Here is a 20863-nt window from a genome sequence, read left to right as displayed (position 1 = left end):
ATGATTCAGACAATCCGCAACGCTTGGGCTGTGCCTGAGCTGCGCAAGAAGATGCTCTTTACCGTCTTCGCGCTGCTCATCTTCCGCCTGGGTTCCGCCATCCCCGTCCCCTATATCGATTCCGCCGCACTGGAGCAGCACCTCGCCCTCCAGAGTGGCACCATCCTGGGGCTGATGAATGCCATGAGCGGCTCCGCCTTCTCCATGGCTACCCTGTTTGCCCTGAGCATTCAGCCCTATATCAACAGCTCCATTATCATCCAGCTGCTCACCGTGGCCATCCCCGCTCTGGAGCGGCTGGCCAAGGAGGGCGGCGAGGAAGGCCGCAAGAAGATTGCCTCTATCACCCGGTACACCACCGTGGCCATCGCCCTGCTCCAGGGCTTCGGCTACTACTCCCTCATCAAGAGCTACGGCCTTGTTGAGACCGGCAGCATGAATGCCATCTGGGTGGGCATCGTCATCGTCCTCTCCTTCACCGCCGGCTCTGCCTTCCTGATGTGGCTGGGCGAGCAGATCACCGAGTTCGGCATCGGCAACGGCATCTCCATTCTGCTGTTCGCCGGTATCGTCTCCCGGTTCCCCCGCATGGTCAGCGACTGCATCAGCGGCGTGACCCTGTGGAACCAGGTGCAGAAGGGTACCGTTACCACCGAGACCCTCACTGAGGCCGGCTACACCGCCGACCAGGCTGCGGCCTACCTGAACAAGGCCCTGGCCCCCTGGATGATTCCCCTGATCATCATCGGCCTTCTGGTCCTGGTGGTGTTCATCGTCTTCATCTCCAACGCTGAGCGCCGTCTGCCCGTGCAGTACGCCAAGCGCGTTGTGGGCCGCAAGATGTACGGTGGCCAGTCCACCCACATCCCCATGAAGGTGAACATGTCCGGCGTTATGCCCATCATCTTTGCCCAGTCCATCGCCTCCCTGCCCGCTACCATCGGCGCCTTCGCCGGCTGGACGGTTAAGAGCGAGGGCTTCGGCGGCGGCATGATGCGGCTGTTCGACACCACCAAGCCCTTCTACAGCGTGCTCTATTTCCTCCTCATTGTGGGCTTCAGCTATTTCTACGCCACCATGCAGTTCAACCCCATTGAGGTGTCCAACAACCTGAAGAAGAACGGCGGCTTTATCCCCGGCTTCCGTCCCGGCAAGCCCACCGCCGACTTCATCACCAAGGTTCTGTCCAAGATCACCATGTTCGGTGCTCTGTACCTCTCCGTGGTCGCCATCGCGCCCATCATCACCGGCAACATCGTGGGGTACAGCTCTCTGGCTATCGGCGGCACCTCCATCATCATCGTGGTAGGCGTCGCTCTGGAGACCGTCAAGCAGATGGAGGCCCAGATGCTGATGCGGCACTACAAGGGCTTCCTGGAGTGAGAAGGGAGTAGGTTGTCATGGGAATGAAGCTGATCCTGCTGGGCGCCCCCGGCGCCGGCAAAGGCACTCAGGCTGAGATCCTCAGCGCCAAGCTGGGCATCCCGACCATCTCAACCGGCAACATTCTGCGCGCTGCCATTCAAGAGGGTACCGAGATTGGCCTGCAGGCCAAGTCCTATATGGACGCCGGCAAGCTGGTCCCCGACTCTATTATCATCGACATTGTGGCCCAGCGGCTGAGCCAGCCCGACTGCGCCGAAGGCTTTATCCTGGACGGGGTGCCCCGCACCCTCCCCCAGGCCGAGGCCCTGGACCAGCACGGTGTCTCCTTTGACCATGTGCTGTCCATCGAAATCTCCGATGAGGAGATTGAGCAGCGTATGTCCGGCCGGCGGGTGTGCTCCAAGTGCGGAGCTCCCTACCACGTGAAGGCCAAGCCCCCCAAGCAGGAGGGCGTGTGCGACGCCTGCGGCGGCCCCCTCATGCAGCGGGACGACGACAAGGCTGAGACCGTCCACCACCGCCTGGAGGTCTATCATGCCGAGACCGAGCCCCTGAAGGGCTACTATGAGAAGAAGGGCGTGCTCGTCCCGGTGGACAATCAGCCCACCATTGAGGCGACCACCCAAGTGATTGTGGAGGCCCTGGGGATTTGATGGCAATGGAACTTATCTCACTGAAATCGCCCCGGGAGATTGAGGCTATGCGCCGGGCCGGACGGATTACCGCCCAGGCCCGTGCCCTGGCCGCCTCCATGATTCGACCCGGCGTCACCACCCACGAAATCGATACGGCGGTGCGTCGGTTTATTGAAAGCCATGGCGCCAAGCCCTCGTTCCTGGGCTACGCCGGCTTTCCCGGATCGGCCTGCATCTCCATCAACGAGCAGGTCATCCACGGCATCCCCGGTCCCCGGAAGCTGAAGGAGGGGGACATCGTCAGCGTGGACGTGGGCGCCTACATCGGCGGCTTCCACGGCGACTGCGCCGGCACCTACCCCTGCGGACAGGTGAGCGACGAGGCCATGCGCCTCATCAAGGTCACCGAGCAGAGCTTCTGGGAGGGCATCAAGTATGCCAGAGAGGGCTGCCGCGTCTCCGATATCGGTCACGCTGTGCAGGCGTATGTGGAACAAAACGGCTTCTCTGTGGTCCGCGACTTCGTGGGTCACGGCGTGGGCGCCAAGCTCCACGAGCCCCCCGAGGTGCGCAACTTCGGCCCCGCAGGCCACGGCCCCCGGCTGCTGCCGGGCATGACCCTGGCGGTGGAGCCTATGGTGTGCGCCGGAGACTGGCAGGTGAAGGTACTGGCCGACAAGTGGACCACCGTGTCCCTGGACGGCTCGCTCACCGCCCACTATGAAAACAGTATCCTGATCACCGACGGTGAGCCGGAAATTCTCACCGTCACCGGAGAGTGAAATCCATGTATGATTACACCGGCTGGATCGTCCTGGCAGATGCCGGACGGGACAAGGGCGGAGTATTCTGCGTGGTGGGCGTGGAGGGAGAACGGCTGCTGCTGGCCGACGGCAAGCGGCGGAAGGTCTCCCACCCCAAGCGGAAAAAGCTGGGCCACGTCCGGCCCCTGGACCGGGCCGAATTTGACCATCCGGCCATCGGAAAGCTGAAAGAAGGAAAACCGGTGTCTGACCGGGAACTGAGACGGGCGCTGGCCGCCTTTCAAGGAGGGAATCACGCTTGGCGAAAGACGATATGATCGAGTTGGAGGGAGTCGTCACCGAATCCCTTCCCAACACCACATTCCATGTGGATATCGGAAACGGCCATATCATCCTGGCACATATCTCCGGCAAACTGCGTATGAACTTCATCCGCATCCTGCCCGGAGACAAGGTGACCGTTCAAATGTCACCCTACGACCTCACCCGAGGCCGTATTACCTGGCGTTCTAAGTAACTATCAACGACCGAATCGTCCGGCTTTCTCCGGAAGCCTTGCCTTCCGGGGTCCGACCAGACTCCCGTCCCCCCGCGGGGACAAGCGGCCGCAAGGCCGCTCCCAAATGCGAGCCCAGCGTAGCGGGTCGCATTTGGAGAGGAGGAGCGGCGGAATGAGCGAGCCTTCCCCGTGTAGGGGAGGCGAGGGATATGGAGCCCGCGACGACGAGGGGCCATAAAGGCATTCATCAGGAGGTTTTAACAATGAAAGTCAGACCGTCCGTGAAGCCCATGTGCGAGAAGTGCAAAGTCATTAAGCGCAAGGGCAAAGTCATGGTAATTTGCGAAAACCCCAAGCATAAGCAGAGACAAGGTTAATTGGAGGTGCTGTAAAAAATGGCTCGTATTGCCGGTATTGACCTGCCGAGAGAGAAGAGAATCGAAATCGGCCTCACTTATATCTACGGCATTGGGCGCACCAGCGCCAACAAGATCCTGGCCAAGGCCGGGATTAACCCCGACACCCGCGTGAAGGACCTCACCGAGGACGATGAGGCCAAGCTGCGCGAGGTTATTGCCCATGAGTACACCGTAGAGGGCGACCTGCGCCGTAACGTGGCGATGGACATCAAGCGCCTGACCGAGATTGGCTGCTACCGCGGCATCCGTCACCGCAAGGGTCTGCCCGTCCGCGGTCAGCGGTCCAAGACCAACGCCCGTACCCGCAAGGGTCCCAAGCGTACCGTCGCCAACAAGAAGAAGTAAGGAGGGATAACACATGGCTGCGAATACCAAGGGTAAGAAAGTGGTGCGTAAGCGCCGCGAGCGTAAGAACGTAGAGAAGGGCCAGGTGCATATCCGCTCTTCCTTCAACAACACCATGGTCACCGTCACCGACGCGCAGGGCAACGCCCTGTCCTGGGCCTCCTCCGGCGGCCTGGGCTTCCGTGGTTCCCGTAAGTCCACCCCCTTCGCCGCTCAGACTGCCGCCGAGACGGCTGCCAAGGCCGCGATGGAGTATGGCCTGAAGACCGTTGAGGTCTTCGTGAAGGGCCCCGGCGCCGGCCGTGAGGCTGCTATCCGGGCACTGCAGGCCGTGGGCCTGGAGGTCACCCTGATCAAGGACGTGACTCCCGTTCCCCACAACGGCTGCCGTCCCCCGAAGCGCCGCCGCGTCTGATTAGAAGGAGGTTTTGACACATGGCCAGAAATATGCAGCCCATTGCCAAGCGGTGCAAGGCTCTCAACCTGTCCCCTGCCGCCATGGGCTATGCCAAGAAGACTACCAATCGTAACCCCAAGGGCCAGATGCGCAAGAAGCAGTCTGAGTACGCTATGCAGCTGACCGAGAAGCAGAAGGTCAAGTTTGTCTACGGCATCATGGAGAAGCAGTTCCATATGTACTATGAGAAGGCTTCCCGCATGCAGGGCAAGACCGGTGAGAACCTGCTGACCCTCATCGAGCGCCGTCTGGACAACGTGGTGTATCGCCTGGGCTTTGCTCAGACCCGCCGCGAGGCCCGTCAGCTGACCACCCACGGTCACTTCACCGTCAACGGCCAGCGGGTGGACATCCCCTCCTACCTGGTCAAGGCCGGTGACGTCATCGAGGTCCGGGAGAAGAGCCGCTCCTCTGTGAAGTTTAAGCGGCTGCTGGGCGAGGATGCCCCCGTGGTCAACGTGCCCAAGTGGCTGGACCGCAACAAGAATACCCTCCAGGGCACCGTCGTTGCCATGCCCACCCGGGACGACATCGACTTCCCCGTGGAAGAGCACCTCATCGTCGAGCTGTATTCTAAGTAATCTCTGTCCGCCTGCCGCTTCGGCTCAGGCCGGAGCGGCCCGGCGGCATCCACTTAGACAACCCTCAGATATTGGTGAGCTGAATGAGGCGGCCTGAAGACGCCGCCGAGATAAGGAGGGTATCCTAGCATATGGTAGAAATTGAAAAGCCCCGTATCGAATGTGTAGAGAATCCCGGCGACACCTCCTACGGCAAGTACGTGGTGGAGCCCCTTGAGCGAGGCTACGGCACCACTCTGGGCAACTCCCTGCGCCGGATTCTGCTGTCCTCTCTGCCTGGCACCGCGGTGACCTCCATCAAGATCGCCGGTGTCCAGCATGAGTTTACCACCATCCCCGGCGTCAAGGAGGACGTCACGGAGATCGTCCTGAATGTCAAGGGCATCATCGCCAAGCTGTACTGCGATGGCGTGAAGACCGTCCACATCGAGGCCGCGGGCGAGTGCAAGGTCACCGCCGGCGACATCAAGGCGGACGCCGACGTGGAGATCCTCAATCCCGACCTCCACATCGCCACCCTGGGCCCGGACGCCACCCTGTCCATGGAGCTGACCCTGTCCCACGGCCGGGGCTATGTCTCCGCGGACAAGAACAAGCCCGCCCAGTCCATCATCGGCCTGATCCCCGTGGACTCCATCTACACCCCCGTGCGCAAGGTCAACTACACCGTGGAGAACACCCGTGTGGGTGACGCCACTGACTATGACAAGCTGACCCTGGAGGTGTGGACCAACGGCACCATCGACGCCCGCGACGCGGTGTCCCTGGGCGCCCGCATCCTCTGCGACCACTTCACCCTGTTCACCGACCTCAGCGAGACCATGGGCAACAAGTCCACCGTGGTCGAGAAGGCTGAGACTCAGCGCGACAAGGTGATGGAGATGACCATCGACGACATGGACCTGTCCGTCCGCTCTTACAACTGTCTGAAGCGGGCCAACATCAACACGGTGGAGGACCTGATTTCCAAGACCGAGGAAGAGATGATGAAGGTCCGGAACCTGGGCCGCAAGTCCCTGGAAGAGGTCATCAATAAGCTGGCTATGATGGGCCTGTCCCTGGCCAGCGACGACAATAACAACTAAGCGCGAAGGATAGGCGCACAGGGGAGACAGACTTCGGAGCGAATGGGCAAAGCCCAGAGCCCGCACAGCGGGATTGGGTTTGCCCGTAGTCGGAGAAGTTGTCGACCCGGCCGTGCGCCCAATCCGCAGCGTGATAATGCGAAGCGCCGAATCCCTGAAAAGGCGGAAGCGCTTCTGAGGGGCAGCGTGGAAGGTATGTAACGTTCCGCTTCCCGTGCGGCCGTCGGCCGTCCCGAAAGGGTGTCCCGGGTTCCACAGGGAACCCAATGAACGAATTTTATCAGATCTCGCCACGCGAGGTCGAAGGAGTGTTTCTCATGTCTCTGAAGAACCGTAAGCTGGGCCGCACCAGCGATCAGCGTAAGGCTATGCTCCGTGCCATGGTTACCTACCTGCTGGAGAACGGCCAGATCAAGACCACTGTCACCCGCGCCAAGGAAGTCGCTCCCGTGGCCGAGAAGATGATTACTCTGGCTAAGGACAACACCCTGGCTTCTTACCGTCAGGCCCTTGGTTTCATCACCAAGGAGGATGTGACCAACAAGCTCTTCAAGGAGATTGGTCCCAAGTATGCCGACCGTAACGGCGGCTACACCCGCATTGTCCGCATTGGCCCCCGCCGCGGCGACGCTGCTGAGATGGCCATCATCCAGCTGGTGTAATCCATCACAGGATAACGAAAAGTCCCGTCCATTTTGGACGGGACTTTTTTTGCGTCGCCGCGGCGGGCAGAAGGGGGCCCGCGAGACCTGTAAACCTGTCTGCATCAGCGCTTGACAGACGGGTTAATCCACGGCACAATGAGATGTGCAAAAAATTCAGAGGGGGTAAGGAGATGAATTGGCTATCCTTTCTGGTCTACGCAGTTATCACCGCCGCCACGCCGGGCCCCAACAATATCATGTCCATGTCCAACGGAAGCCGGTTGGGCTTCCGGGGCGCCTTGCCCTTTAACCTGGGCATCTGGGTGGGATTTTCAGTGGTGATGGTGCTGTGCACCGCCTTCTGCTCCGGCCTCGCCACTCTGATTCCCAAAATCAAGCTGCCCATGCTCATCGCCGGGGCGGCCTACATGCTCTATCTGGCCTGGGGGACCTTCCGGGGCTCCGGGGACATTGAGGAGGACCACTCCCGGGAGGGCTTCCGGTCGGGGCTGCTCCTTCAGTTCATCAACCCCAAAATCTACATCTACTGCATTTTGTCCATGGAGGCCTACATCCTGCCCGTTTACCACGGCCAGCCCCTGATTTTGCTGGCGTTTGCGCTGCTGCTCTCCACCATCGGCTTTGTGTTCACCCTGTGCTGGTCCGCATTCGGGGCACTGTTCCGCCGTCTCTTCTCCCGCCACGCCCGGGCGGTCAACACCGTGATGGCCCTGCTGCTGGTCTACTGCGCTATTTCCCTCTTCCTGGGCTAACCGGGAAGAGGCTTTTTTTTCGGACGGAACTTTGGTATAATAACTCCCGAACGAACAATCGGGAGAGGAGAAAAAACCATGTCAAAGAGCGGAGGGGGCCACAACGACAAGCTGGACCTCTTTAAGTGTATTTCCATCTACGCCGTGGTGGTGGCCCACGTTCCACTGCCGGGGCGGTTCGGCTTGGCCCTGTGCGCCCTGGCCAAGTTTTCGGTGGTGCTGTTTTTCCTCACCGCCGGCTACTTCTCCTATGAAAAATCCCCCGCCGCCCTGGCCCGCAGCGCGGTCAAAACCGGACGGCTGCTGCTGCTTACCTCGGTGGGGCTGCTGATCTTCGGCTGTGTGCTGGCGGTGCGCCAGGGGACGACCGTGTCCGCCTATCTCCTGGGGCGGATGGACCCCTTCTTTCTCAAGGAGATTGTGCTCTATCAGCTCCTCCCCCTCCCCTACTCCTGGCCCATGTGGTACCTGGCCTCCCAGTTTGTGGTATACCTGCTGTGGATGGTGCTGGCCTGGGTGGCGAAAAAGCTGGGCAAGTCCCTGCCCTACAACCTGCTGGCCCTGGTGGCGGTGGCCCTGCTGGTCTTCCACATGTACCACGTGGAGTGGCAGGTGCTCACCGGCGGGACGGCCTGGGACAGCAAGCTGGTGCGCAACGCCTGGCTGGATGGATTCCCCTTCTTCGCTCTGGGGGCATTCATGGCCCGGCACCGGGCGCGCATCCAGAGCCTGCCTGTAAAGCCCCTGTGGGTGGGGGCCGTGCTGTGCGTGGGGCTTGCGCTGGTGGAGTTCTCCCAGGTGGAGGTCGTGGATGTGCTGCTGGGCACCACCCTGCTGGCCCTGATCCTTATGGCCATCGCCCTGGCCAGTCCGGGCGTTGAAAGCCCCCTGCTGCGGCGCACCGCCTGCTTCTGCGGCCGGGAGCTGACCTTTTTCATCTATGTGCTCCATGTCCCCATCTACGGTGTCATTTTGGAGTGGCGGGATCAGGTGGAGGCCTTTGTATGGCTGTACCAGCATCGGGTGACCCTCTTTCCACTGGTTTCCGTCCTGTCCACCCTGGCGGCGCTGGGTATCTATGAGCTGTCCCAGTGGCGGCGGGGGCTGAAAGCAAAGAGGAGTTAAAGCATGAAGATCATTGACGCCCATCTGCACCTGTTTCCCTCCTCCCCACGCACAGATGAGATGGCCCAAAAGGTGGGCCACGAGAACAGCACGGAGCACCTTCGGCAGGTGTACGGGAAGCTGAACATGGTCCACGGGGTGGTGATGGGTAACCACAGTCTGGAGACGGACTACCACGACTACCCCCGGGACCTGTTTCACTACTGCGTGGGGCTGGACAGCTCCCTGCTGGAGGGAGGCAAGCGGCAGATTCCCGACCTGCCCGACCGGGTGGAGGAGCACCTGAAGCGGGAGAACTGCTGCGGGGTGAAGCTCTACCCCGGCTACAACCGCATCTGGCTGTCCGACCCCATGTATGAGCCCATCTACCAGCTGGCCGCCCGGTACGACAAGCCGGTGGCCGTCCACATGGGGCTCACCGCCTTTCCCCGGGCCCATCTGAAGTACAGCCACCCCCTGGTGCTGGATGAGACCGCCGCCGACCACCGGCACACCCGGTTTGTCATGTGCCACTTCGGAAATCCCTTTCTGGAGAGCGCGGCGGCGGTGGTGGAGAAAAATCCCAACGTGGCCGCTGACCTGTCCGGCCTGCTGGAGGGTAGGGTGGATGTGGAGACCTACTTCCGGGAGCAGGCGGGGTACGCGGGGCTGCTGCGCACCTGGCTCACCGCCATCGGGCAGTGGGATGACATCCTCTACGGCACCGACTGGCCCATTGTGAACCTGGGGGAGTACATCGACTTTGTGAAAGGCCTGGTGCCTGAGAAGCACTGGGAGAAGGTGTTCTTCCACAACGCCAACCGGATGTACGGTCTTGGCTTATAAAGAGAAAAACGGAGTTTCCCCGGGAAATGGGGAAACTCCGTTTTGTTACTTCAAAAAGCGGCGGGCCAGCTTCATCTTCTCCGGGGTGTAGGGCGGGTAGCGCACCGGCAGGTCCACCCGGGAGGAGGACTGGAGCACTCCCTTCACGTGGGAGAAGGTGTCAAAGCTGTATTTGCCGTGGTAGCGGCCCATGCCGCTGTTCCCCACCCCGCCAAAGGGCAGGCGGGGATTGGTGAGGTGGAGAATGGTGTCGTTGATGCAGCCGCCGCCGAAGGGCACCCGCTCCACGAAGCGGCGCCGGACGGCCCTGTCCTGGGAGAAGAGGTAGAGGGCCAGGGGCCGGGGGCGGTCCAGAATGAAGTCCCCCGCCTCCTCCAGGCGGTCAAAGGGGATAACGGGCAAGACGGGGCCAAAGATTTCCTCCTGCATCACCGGATTCTCCGGGCTCACGTTGTCCAGAATGGTGGGCTGGATGCGCAGGGTGTCCTCATTCCAGCCGCCCCCAAAGACCACCTTGTCCGGGTCAATGAGGGAGCACACCCGGTGGAAGTGCTTTTCGTTGATCATGTGGACGTAGCCCTGGTTGTCCAGGGCGTTTTTGCCGTAGAGGCGGTGGACCCAGTGCTCCGCCCGCTCCAGGAAGGCGTCCTTCACCCGCCGGTCGATGAGCAGGTAGTCCGGGGCCACGCAGGTCTGGCCGCAGTTTAAAAGCTTGCCGAAGACAATCCGCCGGGCGGCCAGGTCCAGCCGGGCGGTGGCGTCCACCACGCAGGGGCTCTTGCCCCCCAGCTCCAGGGTGACGGGGGTGAGGTGTTTGGCCGCCTTCTCCATCACCAGCTTGCCCACCTCCACCCCGCCGGTGAAGAAGATATAGTCGAAGTGCTGCTCCAGCAGGGCCTGGTTCTCCGCACGGCCTCCCTCCACCACGGAGACGTACTCCGGGGGGAAGCAGGCCTCCACCAGTTCCCGGAGGGCTGACGAGGCGGCGGGGGCGTAGGCTGAGGGCTTCAGAATGCAGCAGTTGCCCGCGGCAATGGCCCCGATGAGAGGCTCCAGGGAGAGAAGGATGGGGTAGTTCCAGGGGGCCATGATGAGGGACACCCCGTAGGGCCGGGGCAGGGTGAAGCTTTTGCCCGGAAAGAGGGACATGGGGGTGGCCACCCGCTTGGCCTTGGCCCAGCGGCGGAAGTGCTTTTTCACATAGGACAGCTCCGAGCGGGTGAGGCCCACCTCGCAGAGATAGCCCTCCCCCGCCGACTTGCCCAAATCCGCTTTGAGGGCGTCCAGCAGGGCGTCCTCCCGGGCCCGGAGGGCATCCTCCAGGGTGTCCAGGGCCTGTTGCCGGAAGGCCAGGTCCAGAGTGGCGCCGGTGCGGAAATAGGCGCGCTGGGCGGAAACGAGGGCTTGAATATCCATGGGAGTCTCCTTTCGGGGGTGGGGATGTAAGATGTGCCTGGGACGGCTTAAAAGAGGTCAGGCCCGGGCAGCTACGAACAGATTGGGGGGAGCGGGGAACAGGTTCTCCCGCTCCAGGACAGTGAAGCCGTTCCGGGCAATCTCCTCCTCCAGCTTCTTCATGGAGTAGAAGGCCACATAGGGCATGGATCCGGTGTGGCTCTTCCAGAACTTCTTGATGCCCACCTTGGTAATTTGCTCCCCAAGGCAGTCGGTGGCCGAGAGGAACAGCCCGCCGGGCTTCAGCAGGGAGCGGATGCGGGAGAGGACCTGCTGGGGGTTGTCCACATAGCACAGCACGTTGTAGGCCAGCACCGCGTCAAAGCTCCCCTCCTCCAGGCAGGGGTCAAAGAGGTCGGTGTTGGTGACCAGAGTGTTGGAAAGACCCGCCGCCTCCACCTTGGCCGCCGCCTTGGAGGCCATCTGGTCGGAGATGTCGATGGCCCGCAGATGGGCCACATGGGGGGCCACCTGGAGGGTGACGATGCCGGTGCCACAGGCAAACTCCAGCACGTTGTCCTCCGGCTTGAGGTACTTGAGGGTATTGGCCACCGTCTTGTCATAGGCCGCGGCATATTGGGAGCCAGACGACTGGTCATAGGTGCGGGAACGCTGGTTCCAGAAGTCCTGGGGGGTAATCATACTTGCACGTCCTTTCCCTGCATGTCGGCTCTGAGGCCGGATTTGTTTCATTATACCTCCTTTTTTCTCACTTTACCACCGGAAGAAGGCCCCTTTTGAAAAAAGAAGGAAAACAGGCTGGACTTTTTCGGGAAACTGTTGTAAAATGCAACAGTTGCAAATGACAACAAAGGAGGCGGGTGCCGTGCAGGACCGGATTGAGATTTACCGGCGGGTGGAGCGGCAGTACCTGCGGGACAAGCTGGGGGCCCTGGGCCTGCAGACGGTGGATGGCATGGTGCTGCGGCTGGCGGCCCGGGAGGGCCGCATGTGCCAGGAGGACATCGCCAAGCGGGTGGTGCTGGACAAGGGCGCCGTGGCCCGGGCGGTGGCCCGGCTGGAGGAGCGGGGCCTGGTGGAACGGGTGGTGCCCGACCGGTGCCGCCGGGAGAAGCTGGTCTCCCTCACCCCGGCGGGGGAGGACGTGTTTCAGGCCATTGAGACGGCGCTCCAGGAGTGGAACCGCATCTGCTACCAGAGCTTCTCGCCGGAGGAGCGGGCGGAGTACGACGCCTTTTTGACCCGGATTACCGAGAATGTGGTGAAGTTTAAGAGGGAGGAACAAAATGGTTAAGAATATGACGGAGGGGAAGCCCCTTCCGCTGCTCTTTTTCTTTGCCCTGCCCATGGTGGCGGGCAATCTGTTTCAGCAGCTTTACAACATGGTGGACACCGCGGTGGTGGGCAAGTTTGTGGGCGAGGACGCCGTGGCGGCGGTGGGCTCCTCCTTCCCCATCGTGTTTTTGTCGGTGGCCGTGGCCTCCGGACTGTCCATGGGCTGCAACGTGGTGGTGTCCCAGCTCTTCGGTGCCAAGCGCATCCATGAGATGAAATCCACCATCTCCACCGCCATCATTTCCCTGAGCGTGCTGGGCCTCATTATCATGGGCCTGGGTACCCTGCTGGCCGGGCCTCTGCTCCAGCTGCTGGGCACCGACCCGGATATTATGGCCGATTCCCAGCTCTATCTGCGCATCTACTTCGGCGGGGCGGTGTTCCTCTTCCTCTACAACACCCTCAACGGCATCTACAACGCCCAGGGCGACAGCCGCACCCCCCTGGTCTTTCTAATGATCTCCAGCCTCACCAACATCGTGCTGGACCTCCTCTTTGTCATCCGGTTTGACATGGGGGTGGCGGGGGTGGCCTGGGCTACCCTCATTGCCCAGGGTATGTGCGCGGTGGCCTCCCTGGTGGTGATGTTCCGGCGGATGAAGCGGATGCCCTGCGAAAAGGAGATGGAGGGGAAGAAAATCCCCCTCTTCCACTCCCTGGCTGTGCGGCGCATTGCCCAGATTGGCCTGCCCTCCATGCTCCAGCAGTCCCTGGTCTCCCTGTCCATGATGCTTATGCAGGGCCTGGTCAACTCCTACGGCAAGGTGCTGGTGGCCGGCTACACCGCCGCCACCAAGATCGACACCCTGGCCATGCTGCCCAACATGAACTTCTCCAACGCCATGTCCAGCTACACCGCCCAGAACATCGGCGCGGGCAAGTACGACCGGGTGAAGGAGGGCCTGAAGGCCTGCATCTTCATGGTGGTGGTCTTCTCCCTGCTCATTACCATCATTATTTTCCTCTTCGGAAACCAGCTGCTGTCCCTGTTCCTGGATCCGGGGGACACCTCCGGCGCGTTGGGCTACGGCCTTGCCTACATGCACACCGTGTCCGTCTTCTACATCCTCATGGGCATGCTCTTTGTGCCCAACGGCATGCTCCGGGGCGCCGGCGACATGGGGGCCTTTACCCTCAGCTCCATGGCCAACCTCTTTTCCCGGGTGGCCATCGCCTACGTCCTGGCCTACCTCACCCCCCTGGGAGCCAACTCCATCTGGTGGTCTATCCCCGCCGGCTGGGCCATCGGCGCTTCCGTCTCCCTGCTGCGGGTGAAAAGCGGCAAGTGGATGCGCAGCAGCGTGGCCGACATGGTGAACTGAATCAAACAGAAAAGGGCCCCCGGACAAGCTGTCCGGGGGCCCTTTTTGTGATTGGATGTTACACCAGGCCGATGGCGCACTCCACGGCGATGGCCACAATGACCACCAGCAGGGAGATGATGAAGCCGTGAATCATGGGGTTGATGCCCGACTTGCGCATCTGTCTAAAATCGGTGTTCATGCCGATGGCGGCCAGGGCAGCCACCATGAGGAACTTGCTCAGCTCCTTCATGCTCTCGGAGAACACGGCGGGGAACAGCCCCAGGCTGTTGAGACCGGCCATGGCCAGGAAGCCCAGGATGAACCAGGGGAAGATGGTGGTGAGGTGGACCCGCTCATTGTCCTCCCCCACTCCGGCGGCCCGGCGCTCCCGGAGGGCGATGACGCTGAACACCAGCACGGTGGGGATGATGGACAGGGTGCGGGTGAGCTTGACCATGGTGGCAAAGTCGCCGGCGGCCTCAGAGAAGGCGTAGCCCGCCGCCACCACGCTGGAGGTGTCGTTCACTGCGGTACCGGCCCACAGGCCGTAGGCTACATCGGACAGGCCCATGGCCCGGCCCATAATGGGAAAGAGGACAATCATCACCATGTCGAAGAGGAAGGTGGCGGACATGGCGTAGGCGATGTCGGTGTCCTCGGCGTCAATGACCGGGGCCATGGCGGCGATGGCGGAGCCGCCGCAGATGCCGGTGCCGGCGGAAATCATGTTGGACAACCGCCAGTTGAGGCCCAGGGCCTTGCCCACGAAGTAGCCGCCGCCGAAGCAGGTGAGCAGGGTGAAGAGCATCACCGTCAGGGACAACCGGCCGATGTGCAGCACCGTGCCCATGCTCAGGGAGGCACCCAGCAGGATGATGGCGAACTTGAGAATCTTCTTGGAGGTGAACTTCAGGCCCGGGGCCATCTTGGCGCCCGGCTGGCGAATCTGGTTCAGAATCATGCCCAAAAACAGGGCGATGACCGAAGCGCCGATGAGGGGGATGGGCAGCAGGTCTTCCACCAGCTTGGCCACGGCGGCAATGGCCAGGGCGGCGGCGAAGCCGGGCAGCAGTCCGGGGAGGGATTTTACAGCAGTCATAACAATTCCTTCCTTTTCACACACGGGTTTTGGTGATGTCAGTGTACCAAGAATTGACTATAAAATCAAATTATGATACATTATATTTAATAACGAAACGTTATGGAGGAAATCGACATGCTGGACAGCAAGCTGGAGACCTTTCTCACCGTGGCACGGCTGGGGAGCTACACCCTGGCCGCCAATGAGCTGCACATCACCCAGCCCGCCGTCACCCAGCACGTGCGGAAGCTGGAGGAGTACTACGGCTGCCGCCTCATCGACTTCACCGGACACCAGCTGCGGCTGACGGCGGCGGGGGAGCTGCTGCTGCGGTACGGCACCCTCCAGCAGGCCAACGAGCGCTCCATGCTGGAGCAGATGGAGGGCGTGAGCCGCACCCTGCGGGTGGGGGCCACATTGTCCATCGCCGACTACTACCTCCCCGCTCTGCTGGGCCCCCACCTGGGGGAGCGGGGCTGGGGGCTGAGCCTCCAGGTGGGCAACACGGAGGAGATGCTGGACAAGTGCGCCCGGGGGGAGCTGGACTGCGCCTTTATTGAGGGGATGTTCGGCGGGGAGGATTTCTGCCGCCACGTCCTGCTCACCGAGGACTTTTTGCCGGTGGCCGGGGCAGGCCACCCCCTGGCTGGACGGACCTGCACCCTGGAGGAGCTCTTCCCCTATCCCCTGGTGCTGCGGGAGAAGGGCTCGGGCACCCGGGCCATCCTGGAAAATCACCTCTTTCAGCAGGGACGGACGGCCCAGGCCTTTGCCCAGGTGCTGGAGTGCGGCAGCTTTCAGATGATCAAGGAGATTTTAAAGCGTACCCAGGCGGTGAGCTTTCTGTACCGCCAGGTGGCCCAGCGGGAGGCGGAGGCGGGGGAGCTGGTGTGGCTGGAGGCGGAGGGCTTCCCCATCCGGCGGCCCCTGTACTTCGCCTACCCCAAAAACAGCATGACCCGCCGCTCCTGCGAGGCGTTTTTCCGCCGGGTGGCCGGGGAGGGCTGAGCCGAGCGGGAGAAAACCGGGGTGTTTGGCGGATTGCGGCAAGAATTTGGGAGAAATCCCGAAAAAGTCGGAACATTTTCTTGGGAAAAGGGCCTATCTTTTTCCCAAAGGCTGTGGTAAGATGGTACGCGAACGACTTTGACCATTTACCGGTTTTGAAGAAGGAGCGAAGAACAAGCTATGATCACGGTCACCGATCTGAGCCTCAATTACAGCGGCACTCCGCTGTTTTCCCATGTGGACCTGCAGTTTCTGCGGGGCAACTGCTACGGCATCATCGGCGCCAACGGCGCCGGCAAGTCCACCTTTCTGAAAATCCTCTCCGGCCAGCTGGAGCCCTCCACCGGTGAGGTGAACATCCTCCCCAACATCCGCATGTCCGTTCTGAAGCAGGACCAGAACGCCTACGACGCCTACAACGTCATGGACACGGTCATCATGGGCAACCAGCGCCTCTATGACATCGGAAAGCAGAAGGAGGCCCTCTACGCCAAAGAGGAGATGACCGACGAGGACGGCATGCTGGCCTGCCAGCTGGAGGAGGAGTACGCTGAGCTGGGCGGCTGGGAGGCCGAGTCCGACGCCAGCCGCATCCTCCAGGGCCTGGGCATCGGCACCGAGCTGCACTACAACGACATGGCCACTCTGGACGCCCGTCTGAAGGTGAAGGTGCTGCTGGCTCAGGCGCTGTTCGGCAATCCCGACCTTTTGATGATGGACGAGCCCACCAACAACCTGGACATCGACGCGGTGAACTGGCTGGAGGACTTCCTGCTGGACTTCGAGGGCACCGTCATCGTGGTCAGCCACGACCGCCACTTCCTCAACACCGTCTGTACCCACATTGTGGACATCGACTACAACAAGATTAAGATGTATGTGGGCAACTACGACTTCTGGTACGAGTCCTCCCAGCTGGTGCAGCAGCTCATCAAGAACCAGAACAAGCGCAACGAGGAGAAGATCAAGGAGCTGCAGGACTTCATCTCCCGCTTCTCCGCCAACAAGTCCAAGTCCAAGCAGGCTACCGCCCGCCGCAAGCTGCTGGACAAGCTCACCGTGGAGGAGATGCCCGCCTCCTCCCGCCGCTACCCCTGGGTGGGCTTCACCCCCGACCGGGAGGTGGGCAAGGACATCCTCTTTGTCACCGACGTCAGCAAGACCATCGACGGGGTGAAGGTGCTGGACAAGGTGTCCTTCATCGTGGGCCACGGGGATAAGATCGCCTTCGTGGGCGACAACGAGAACGCCCACACCGCCCTCTTCAAGATTCTGGCCGGGGAGATGGAGCCCGACGAGGGCACCGTGAAGTGGGGCCAGACCGCCACCTTCTCCTACTTCCCCAAGGACAACACCCCCTACTTCCAGGACAACGACGACAACCTGGTGCAGTGGCTGCGCCAGTTCTCTCCCGACCCCCAGGAGCAGTACCTCCGGGGCTTCCTGGGCCGGATGCTCTTCTCCGGCGACGAGGTCTACAAGCCCGTGAAGGTGCTCTCCGGCGGCGAGAAGGTGCGGTGCATGCTCTCCCGGATGATGCTCTCCGGCGCCAACGTCCTCATGCTGGACCAGCCCACCAACCACCTGGACCTGGAGTCCATTGCCGCCCTCAACAAGGGGCTGGAGGCCGTGAAGTGCAACGTGCTGCTGGCCTCCCACGACCACCAGCTCATTCAGACGGTGTGTAACCGGGTCTTTGACTTTACCGCCGACGGCAAGCTCATTGACCGCAAGACCTCCTACGACGAGTACCTGGCCGCCCAGAAGGAGCAGGCCTGAGACAGGACGATATGGACAAAAAAGCGGCCCCACTGGGCCGCTTTTTTGCGCCTTTCAGGGGAAGTGTAAGGACAGTGTTAAATCTGGGTAAAAAGTGTTGACGGTCCCTCTCCCCCTCCTTATAATAAAACTGGAGTAATTTGAAAGAATAAAAGAGGAAGAACGCTATGACGCAGCATATTTGGGGACGACAGTCCCAGGAAAGTAGGACAAGCGGGACATAACCTGCGCCTGGAATTCTGGGTGCGGGCTATGTCTTTTTTCTTGCTTTCCCACGCTGCGCGGGAGGAAAAAGGAAAATGGGAATTACAGACATATTGGGATTGCTGGGCGGCTTGGCCCTGTTTCTGCACGGCATGCAGATGATGAGCTCCGGCCTGGAGGCCGCGGCCGGCAGCAAAATGAAAGAGATCCTGGAGCGACTGACCGCCAACCGCTTTTTGGGCGTGCTGGTGGGCGCGGCTATCACCGCCGTCATTCAGTCCTCCTCCGCCACCACCGTCATGGTGGTTGGCTTCGTCAACGCGGGTATGATGACCCTGAACCAGGCGGTCTGGATCATCATGGGTGCCAACATCGGTACCACCGTCACCGGCTTGCTCATCGCATTGGATGTGGGCGCCCTGGCCCCCATGATCGCCTTCATCGGTGTGGTGCTCATGGTCTTCATCAAGGAGCCTAAGCTCCAGCACATCGGCCAGATCCTCACCGGTCTGGGTGTACTGTTCATCGGCATGGACATGATGAGCTCCTCCATGGTGCCCCTGCGGGAATCCGAGGCCTTCATCAACATCATGTCCAACTTCTCCAACCCCGTGCTGGGAATTCTGGCCGGCGCCCTGTTTACCGCCGTCATCCAGTCCTCCTCGGCTTCGGTGGGTATCCTTCAGGCCCTGGCCAACTCCGGCATTATCGCCTATTCCAGCTCGGTGTTTGTGCTGTTCGGCCAGAACATCGGTACCTGTATCACCGCCGTGCTGGCCTCCATCGGCACCAACCGCAACGCCAAGCGGGCCACCATCATCCACCTGATGTTCAACATCATCGGTACCATTATCTTTACCACGCTGTTCCTGCTGTTCCCCATCGCCAGCGTCATTGACGGCTCCCTGGTCCTGCCCGGGCAGCTGGGCGCGGCCATCAGCGGCTTGGTGCCCGGCACCCCCGCCGGCCAGATCGCTCTGACCCACACCACCTTCAACATTGTCACCACCATCCTGCTGCTGCCCCTGGGCAACTACCTGGCCAAGCTGGCCGTGCGCATCCTGCCCGAGCAGCCTGAGCCCGAGGCGGAGGAGGGCGCCATGACCCTGGCCTACCTCACCCCCATCGGCTCCACCGGCAAGGAGGGCGGCCTGGGTGTGTCCGCCATCGTCATCGACCAGCTGCGCCATGAGCTCAACCGCATGCTCTCCATGGCCCGGGACAACGTCTCCGACAGCTTTGAGGCTGTGCTGGCCCGGGATGAGAATCAGCTCACCCAGGTGGAGGAGCGGGAGGAGTATATTGACTTCCTCAACCGGGAGATCTCCCGCTACGTCTCCCACCTCATCTCCATCGAGACCAACGAGCAGGGCTCTGCGGTGGTCAGCAGCTTCTTCACCATCTCCGGCAACATCGAGCGTATCGGCGACCACGCCGACAACCTGGCCGGCTACACCCGCCTGCTCACCGCCAAGCAGATTGAGTTCTCCGAGGTGGCCCAGGGCGAGATCCGTCAGATGCGGGACATCTGTCTGGAGGCTATCTCCTCCCTGCTCTACCACCAGGCCGGACAGCCCGACTGGCTCATGGACGTGGCCCAGATGGAGCAGCGCATCGACGACATGACCGCCCAGTTCCGCCGCAGCCAGCTGGAGCGGATGAAAGAGGGCGTGTGCAACGAGGAGGCCTGTATCCTCTACTCCGAGCTGCTCACCGACTTCGAGCGTATCGGCGACCACGTGCTGAACATCGCCCAGGAGCTGACCAAGGCCCAGACCGGCCTGTAAGCCACGGGTTTCACAGACGCAAAGCGCCCTCATCCGAGGGCGCTTTTGCTTTCGAAAAAGTGGCACAGCCACTTTTTCGAGAAGGATTGCACGCAGGATAGGCCTCGATTCCTTACGGAAAAGTCGGCCCATCCTGCGCGAGAAGTGTCATTTCCGACGCGCATGTCGCCGGAAATGACGGCTTTAAGATTTATTCCGCCGCCTGCGGACGGCGGAACTCCTTGCAGGAGGGCTTTTTGATAAGCCCCAGCGTCTACCAGGGCGCTTTTTTCTGCCCTCCCTTGACGAAAAAGGGTGGGGAGAGTATGATTTGTAAAGAGTATAAGGAGGGGATTTTCCCATGACGTATCAGGAAGTTCTTCAGGCCGCCCGCACCTGCAGCGGCCCCTACTGCAAGGCCTGCCCCGTGTGCAACGGCCGGGCCTGCGGCAGCACCATGCCCGGCCCCGGCGCCAAGGGCAGCGGCACCGTGGCCATCCGCAACTATGAGGCCTGGCAGAACGTGTGCCTCAATATGGACACCATCTGCGAAAACGGACCGGTGGATACCACCTACTCCTTCTTCGGCCAGAACTATGACCTGCCTGTCTTTGCCGGACCGGTGGGTGCGGTGAAGCTCCACTACGGGGACAAGTTTACCGACATGGAGTACAACGAGATTCTGGTGGACGCCTGCGCCCAGGTGGGCATCGCCGCCTTCACCGGCGACGGCACCGACCCCGCTGTCTTTGACGCCGCCTCCAAGGCCATCGGCCGCAACGGCGGCAAGGGCATTCCCACCGTCAAGCCCTGGGACAGGGATACCCTCTTTGCCAAGCTGGACGCCGCCAAGGCCTCCGGCGCCAAGGTGTTCGCCATGGACATTGACGCTGCCGGTCTGCCCTTCCTGAAGGGCCTCAATCCTCCTGCCGGGTCCAAAACCGTGGCTGAGCTCCGGGAGGTCATTGAGTACGCCGGTGTGCCCTTTATCATCAAGGGCGTCATGACCGTCAAGGGCGCCAAGAAGGCTTTGGAGGCCGGCGCCGCCGGCATCGTGGTGTCCAACCACGGCGGCCGCGTCCAGGACGGCGTGCCCTCCACCGCCGCTGTGCTCCCCGCCATCGCCGACGCGGTGAAGGGGCAGATGGTGGTCATGGTGGACGGCGGCATCCGCTCCGGCGTGGACGTGTGCAAGGCCCTGGCGCTGGGCGCCGACGCCTGCATCCTGGCCCGGCCCTATGTCACCGCCGTGTACGGCGGCGGAGCCGAGGGCGTCAAGCTGCTCACTGATAAGCTGAAGGGTGAGCTCCAGGACACCATGGCCATGTGCGGCGTGCACAGCCTGAAGGAGATCAGCCGGGACATGATTTTCTGATTTTTGAGGAAATGAAACGCGGGGAGGCAACGGCCTCCCCGCGTTTTTGTTTAGGGA

General features: G+C 61.6%; 23 protein-coding genes. 20 read left to right on the top strand and 3 right to left on the bottom strand.

The window, feature by feature from the left end; genetic code table 11:
• The 14 genes from secY to AC3YUO_RS04265 all read left to right on the top strand — a co-directional run bounded on the left by secY (nucleotide 1) and on the right by AC3YUO_RS04265 (nucleotide 9538).
• Nucleotides 1-1383: a preprotein translocase subunit SecY gene (gene secY / locus AC3YUO_RS04330; RefSeq protein ID WP_489961813.1), complete on the top strand. Its 1383-nt coding sequence runs from the start codon at nucleotides 1-3 to the stop codon at nucleotides 1381-1383.
• Nucleotides 1384-1406: 23 nt separating this feature from the next.
• Entirely contained in the window at nucleotides 1407-2039 is a 633-nt protein-coding gene (locus AC3YUO_RS04325) for an adenylate kinase (protein WP_489961925.1), read from the top strand.
• A gap of 5 nt (nucleotides 2040-2044) precedes the next feature.
• Nucleotides 2045-2803 (top strand): type I methionyl aminopeptidase, encoded by a 759-nt coding sequence (map, locus tag AC3YUO_RS04320; protein ID WP_489961924.1) that lies wholly within the window; start codon nucleotides 2045-2047, stop codon nucleotides 2801-2803.
• A gap of 5 nt (nucleotides 2804-2808) precedes the next feature.
• Nucleotides 2809-3102, top strand: a complete 294-nt coding sequence (locus AC3YUO_RS04315; protein WP_489961812.1) for a KOW domain-containing RNA-binding protein — start codon at nucleotides 2809-2811, stop codon at nucleotides 3100-3102.
• Nucleotides 3084-3302: a translation initiation factor IF-1 gene (gene infA, locus AC3YUO_RS04310; RefSeq protein ID WP_020989775.1), complete on the top strand. Its 219-nt coding sequence runs from the start codon at nucleotides 3084-3086 to the stop codon at nucleotides 3300-3302. Before AC3YUO_RS04315 ends, infA begins: the two co-directional genes overlap by 19 nt.
• Before the next feature lie 245 nt (nucleotides 3303-3547).
• Entirely contained in the window at nucleotides 3548-3661 is a 114-nt protein-coding gene (gene rpmJ / locus AC3YUO_RS04305) for a 50S ribosomal protein L36 (RefSeq protein WP_008982609.1), read from the top strand.
• 18 nt (nucleotides 3662-3679) lie between these two features.
• The gene (gene rpsM / locus AC3YUO_RS04300) at nucleotides 3680-4048 is read left to right on the top strand and encodes a 30S ribosomal protein S13 (RefSeq protein WP_118641831.1); all 369 of its coding nucleotides are present in this window, start codon (nucleotides 3680-3682) and stop codon (nucleotides 4046-4048) included.
• Nucleotides 4049-4061: 13 nt separating this feature from the next.
• Nucleotides 4062-4463, top strand: a complete 402-nt coding sequence (gene rpsK / locus AC3YUO_RS04295; RefSeq protein WP_118641830.1) for a 30S ribosomal protein S11 — start codon at nucleotides 4062-4064, stop codon at nucleotides 4461-4463.
• 20 nt (nucleotides 4464-4483) lie between these two features.
• The gene (gene rpsD, locus AC3YUO_RS04290; RefSeq protein ID WP_118641829.1) at nucleotides 4484-5086 is read left to right on the top strand and encodes a 30S ribosomal protein S4; all 603 of its coding nucleotides are present in this window, start codon (nucleotides 4484-4486) and stop codon (nucleotides 5084-5086) included.
• A 131-nt stretch (nucleotides 5087-5217) separates the two neighbouring features.
• Complete coding sequence (locus AC3YUO_RS04285; RefSeq protein ID WP_489961811.1) at nucleotides 5218-6171, top strand: DNA-directed RNA polymerase subunit alpha; 954 nt, start codon at nucleotides 5218-5220, stop codon at nucleotides 6169-6171.
• 317 nt (nucleotides 6172-6488) lie between these two features.
• Nucleotides 6489-6833 carry a 50S ribosomal protein L17 gene (rplQ, locus tag AC3YUO_RS04280; RefSeq protein ID WP_489961810.1) on the top strand — a complete coding sequence of 115 codons (345 nt, stop codon included), beginning with the start codon at nucleotides 6489-6491 and terminating at the stop codon, nucleotides 6831-6833.
• A gap of 173 nt (nucleotides 6834-7006) precedes the next feature.
• Complete coding sequence (locus AC3YUO_RS04275) at nucleotides 7007-7588, top strand: LysE family transporter (protein WP_489961809.1); 582 nt, start codon at nucleotides 7007-7009, stop codon at nucleotides 7586-7588.
• A gap of 78 nt (nucleotides 7589-7666) precedes the next feature.
• The gene (locus tag AC3YUO_RS04270) at nucleotides 7667-8713 is read left to right on the top strand and encodes an acyltransferase family protein (RefSeq protein ID WP_489961808.1); all 1047 of its coding nucleotides are present in this window, start codon (nucleotides 7667-7669) and stop codon (nucleotides 8711-8713) included.
• A gap of 3 nt (nucleotides 8714-8716) precedes the next feature.
• The gene (locus AC3YUO_RS04265; protein ID WP_489961807.1) at nucleotides 8717-9538 is read left to right on the top strand and encodes an amidohydrolase family protein; all 822 of its coding nucleotides are present in this window, start codon (nucleotides 8717-8719) and stop codon (nucleotides 9536-9538) included.
• Nucleotides 9539-9583: 45 nt separating this feature from the next.
• On the opposite strand, the gene AC3YUO_RS04260 is transcribed toward AC3YUO_RS04265, so the two are convergent.
• Nucleotides 9584-10954, bottom strand: a complete 1371-nt coding sequence (locus AC3YUO_RS04260) for an aldehyde dehydrogenase (protein ID WP_489961806.1) — start codon at nucleotides 10952-10954, stop codon at nucleotides 9584-9586.
• Between the two features lie 57 nt (nucleotides 10955-11011).
• Entirely contained in the window at nucleotides 11012-11635 is a 624-nt protein-coding gene (locus AC3YUO_RS04255) for a class I SAM-dependent DNA methyltransferase (protein WP_489961805.1), read from the bottom strand.
• A 184-nt stretch (nucleotides 11636-11819) separates the two neighbouring features.
• Between AC3YUO_RS04255 and AC3YUO_RS04250 the strand changes: the two genes are divergently transcribed.
• Together AC3YUO_RS04250 and AC3YUO_RS04245 are read left to right on the top strand one after the other, a co-directional pair.
• Nucleotides 11820-12248, top strand: coding sequence for a MarR family winged helix-turn-helix transcriptional regulator (locus AC3YUO_RS04250; RefSeq protein ID WP_489961804.1), 429 nt, complete (start codon nucleotides 11820-11822; stop codon nucleotides 12246-12248).
• Complete coding sequence (locus tag AC3YUO_RS04245) at nucleotides 12241-13611, top strand: MATE family efflux transporter (protein ID WP_489961803.1); 1371 nt, start codon at nucleotides 12241-12243, stop codon at nucleotides 13609-13611. The genes AC3YUO_RS04250 and AC3YUO_RS04245 overlap by 8 nt, the downstream gene beginning before the upstream one ends.
• A gap of 58 nt (nucleotides 13612-13669) precedes the next feature.
• On the opposite strand, the gene AC3YUO_RS04240 is transcribed toward AC3YUO_RS04245, so the two are convergent.
• Nucleotides 13670-14692 (bottom strand): YeiH family protein, encoded by a 1023-nt coding sequence (locus tag AC3YUO_RS04240; RefSeq protein ID WP_489961802.1) that lies wholly within the window; start codon nucleotides 14690-14692, stop codon nucleotides 13670-13672.
• 102 nt (nucleotides 14693-14794) lie between these two features.
• Here AC3YUO_RS04240 and AC3YUO_RS04235 point away from each other — a divergent pair, with 102 nt between their 5' ends.
• The 4 genes from AC3YUO_RS04235 (at nucleotide 14795) to AC3YUO_RS04220 (ending at nucleotide 20806) form a co-directional block, all read left to right on the top strand.
• Nucleotides 14795-15682 carry a LysR family transcriptional regulator gene (locus tag AC3YUO_RS04235; protein ID WP_489961801.1) on the top strand — a complete coding sequence of 296 codons (888 nt, stop codon included), beginning with the start codon at nucleotides 14795-14797 and terminating at the stop codon, nucleotides 15680-15682.
• Nucleotides 15683-15862: 180 nt separating this feature from the next.
• Entirely contained in the window at nucleotides 15863-17461 is a 1599-nt protein-coding gene (locus AC3YUO_RS04230; RefSeq protein ID WP_489961800.1) for an ABC-F family ATP-binding cassette domain-containing protein, read from the top strand.
• 299 nt (nucleotides 17462-17760) lie between these two features.
• Complete coding sequence (locus AC3YUO_RS04225; protein WP_489961799.1) at nucleotides 17761-19452, top strand: Na/Pi cotransporter family protein; 1692 nt, start codon at nucleotides 17761-17763, stop codon at nucleotides 19450-19452.
• Nucleotides 19453-19792: 340 nt separating this feature from the next.
• On the top strand, nucleotides 19793-20806 hold the full coding sequence (locus AC3YUO_RS04220; RefSeq protein ID WP_489961798.1) for an alpha-hydroxy-acid oxidizing protein: 1014 nt from the start codon (nucleotides 19793-19795) through the stop codon (nucleotides 20804-20806).
• Nucleotides 20807-20863 lie beyond the last annotated feature (57 nt).

The organism is Pseudoflavonifractor sp. HNCC25GI2 (assembly GCF_058136395.1).
This window is presented reverse-complemented; position numbering and strand designations above follow the sequence as displayed.

Bases quoted from the DNA above. Each gene is read 5' to 3' on its own strand.
- secY (WP_489961813.1), top strand. From the start codon at position 1: ATGATTCAGACAATCCGCAACGCTTGGGCTGTGCCTGAGCTGCGCAAG.
- AC3YUO_RS04325 (WP_489961925.1), top strand. From the start codon at position 1,407: ATGAAGCTGATCCTGCTGGGCGCCCCCGGCGCCGGCAAAGGCACTCAG.
- map (WP_489961924.1), top strand. From the start codon at position 2,045: ATGGAACTTATCTCACTGAAATCGCCCCGGGAGATTGAGGCTATGCGC.
- AC3YUO_RS04315 (WP_489961812.1), top strand. From the start codon at position 2,809: ATGTATGATTACACCGGCTGGATCGTCCTGGCAGATGCCGGACGGGAC.
- rpmJ (WP_008982609.1), top strand. From the start codon at position 3,548: ATGAAAGTCAGACCGTCCGTGAAGCCCATGTGCGAGAAGTGCAAAGTC.
- rpsM (WP_118641831.1), top strand. From the start codon at position 3,680: ATGGCTCGTATTGCCGGTATTGACCTGCCGAGAGAGAAGAGAATCGAA.
- rpsK (WP_118641830.1), top strand. From the start codon at position 4,062: ATGGCTGCGAATACCAAGGGTAAGAAAGTGGTGCGTAAGCGCCGCGAG.
- rpsD (WP_118641829.1), top strand. From the start codon at position 4,484: ATGGCCAGAAATATGCAGCCCATTGCCAAGCGGTGCAAGGCTCTCAAC.
- AC3YUO_RS04285 (WP_489961811.1), top strand. From the start codon at position 5,218: ATGGTAGAAATTGAAAAGCCCCGTATCGAATGTGTAGAGAATCCCGGC.
- rplQ (WP_489961810.1), top strand. From the start codon at position 6,489: ATGTCTCTGAAGAACCGTAAGCTGGGCCGCACCAGCGATCAGCGTAAG.
- AC3YUO_RS04275 (WP_489961809.1), top strand. From the start codon at position 7,007: ATGAATTGGCTATCCTTTCTGGTCTACGCAGTTATCACCGCCGCCACG.
- AC3YUO_RS04270 (WP_489961808.1), top strand. From the start codon at position 7,667: ATGTCAAAGAGCGGAGGGGGCCACAACGACAAGCTGGACCTCTTTAAG.
- AC3YUO_RS04265 (WP_489961807.1), top strand. From the start codon at position 8,717: ATGAAGATCATTGACGCCCATCTGCACCTGTTTCCCTCCTCCCCACGC.
- AC3YUO_RS04260 (WP_489961806.1), bottom strand. From the start codon at position 10,954: ATGGATATTCAAGCCCTCGTTTCCGCCCAGCGCGCCTATTTCCGCACC.
- AC3YUO_RS04255 (WP_489961805.1), bottom strand. From the start codon at position 11,635: ATGATTACCCCCCAGGACTTCTGGAACCAGCGTTCCCGCACCTATGAC.
- AC3YUO_RS04245 (WP_489961803.1), top strand. From the start codon at position 12,241: ATGGTTAAGAATATGACGGAGGGGAAGCCCCTTCCGCTGCTCTTTTTC.
- AC3YUO_RS04240 (WP_489961802.1), bottom strand. From the start codon at position 14,692: ATGACTGCTGTAAAATCCCTCCCCGGACTGCTGCCCGGCTTCGCCGCC.
- AC3YUO_RS04235 (WP_489961801.1), top strand. From the start codon at position 14,795: ATGGAGGAAATCGACATGCTGGACAGCAAGCTGGAGACCTTTCTCACC.
- AC3YUO_RS04230 (WP_489961800.1), top strand. From the start codon at position 15,863: ATGATCACGGTCACCGATCTGAGCCTCAATTACAGCGGCACTCCGCTG.
- AC3YUO_RS04225 (WP_489961799.1), top strand. From the start codon at position 17,761: ATGGGAATTACAGACATATTGGGATTGCTGGGCGGCTTGGCCCTGTTT.
- AC3YUO_RS04220 (WP_489961798.1), top strand. From the start codon at position 19,793: ATGACGTATCAGGAAGTTCTTCAGGCCGCCCGCACCTGCAGCGGCCCC.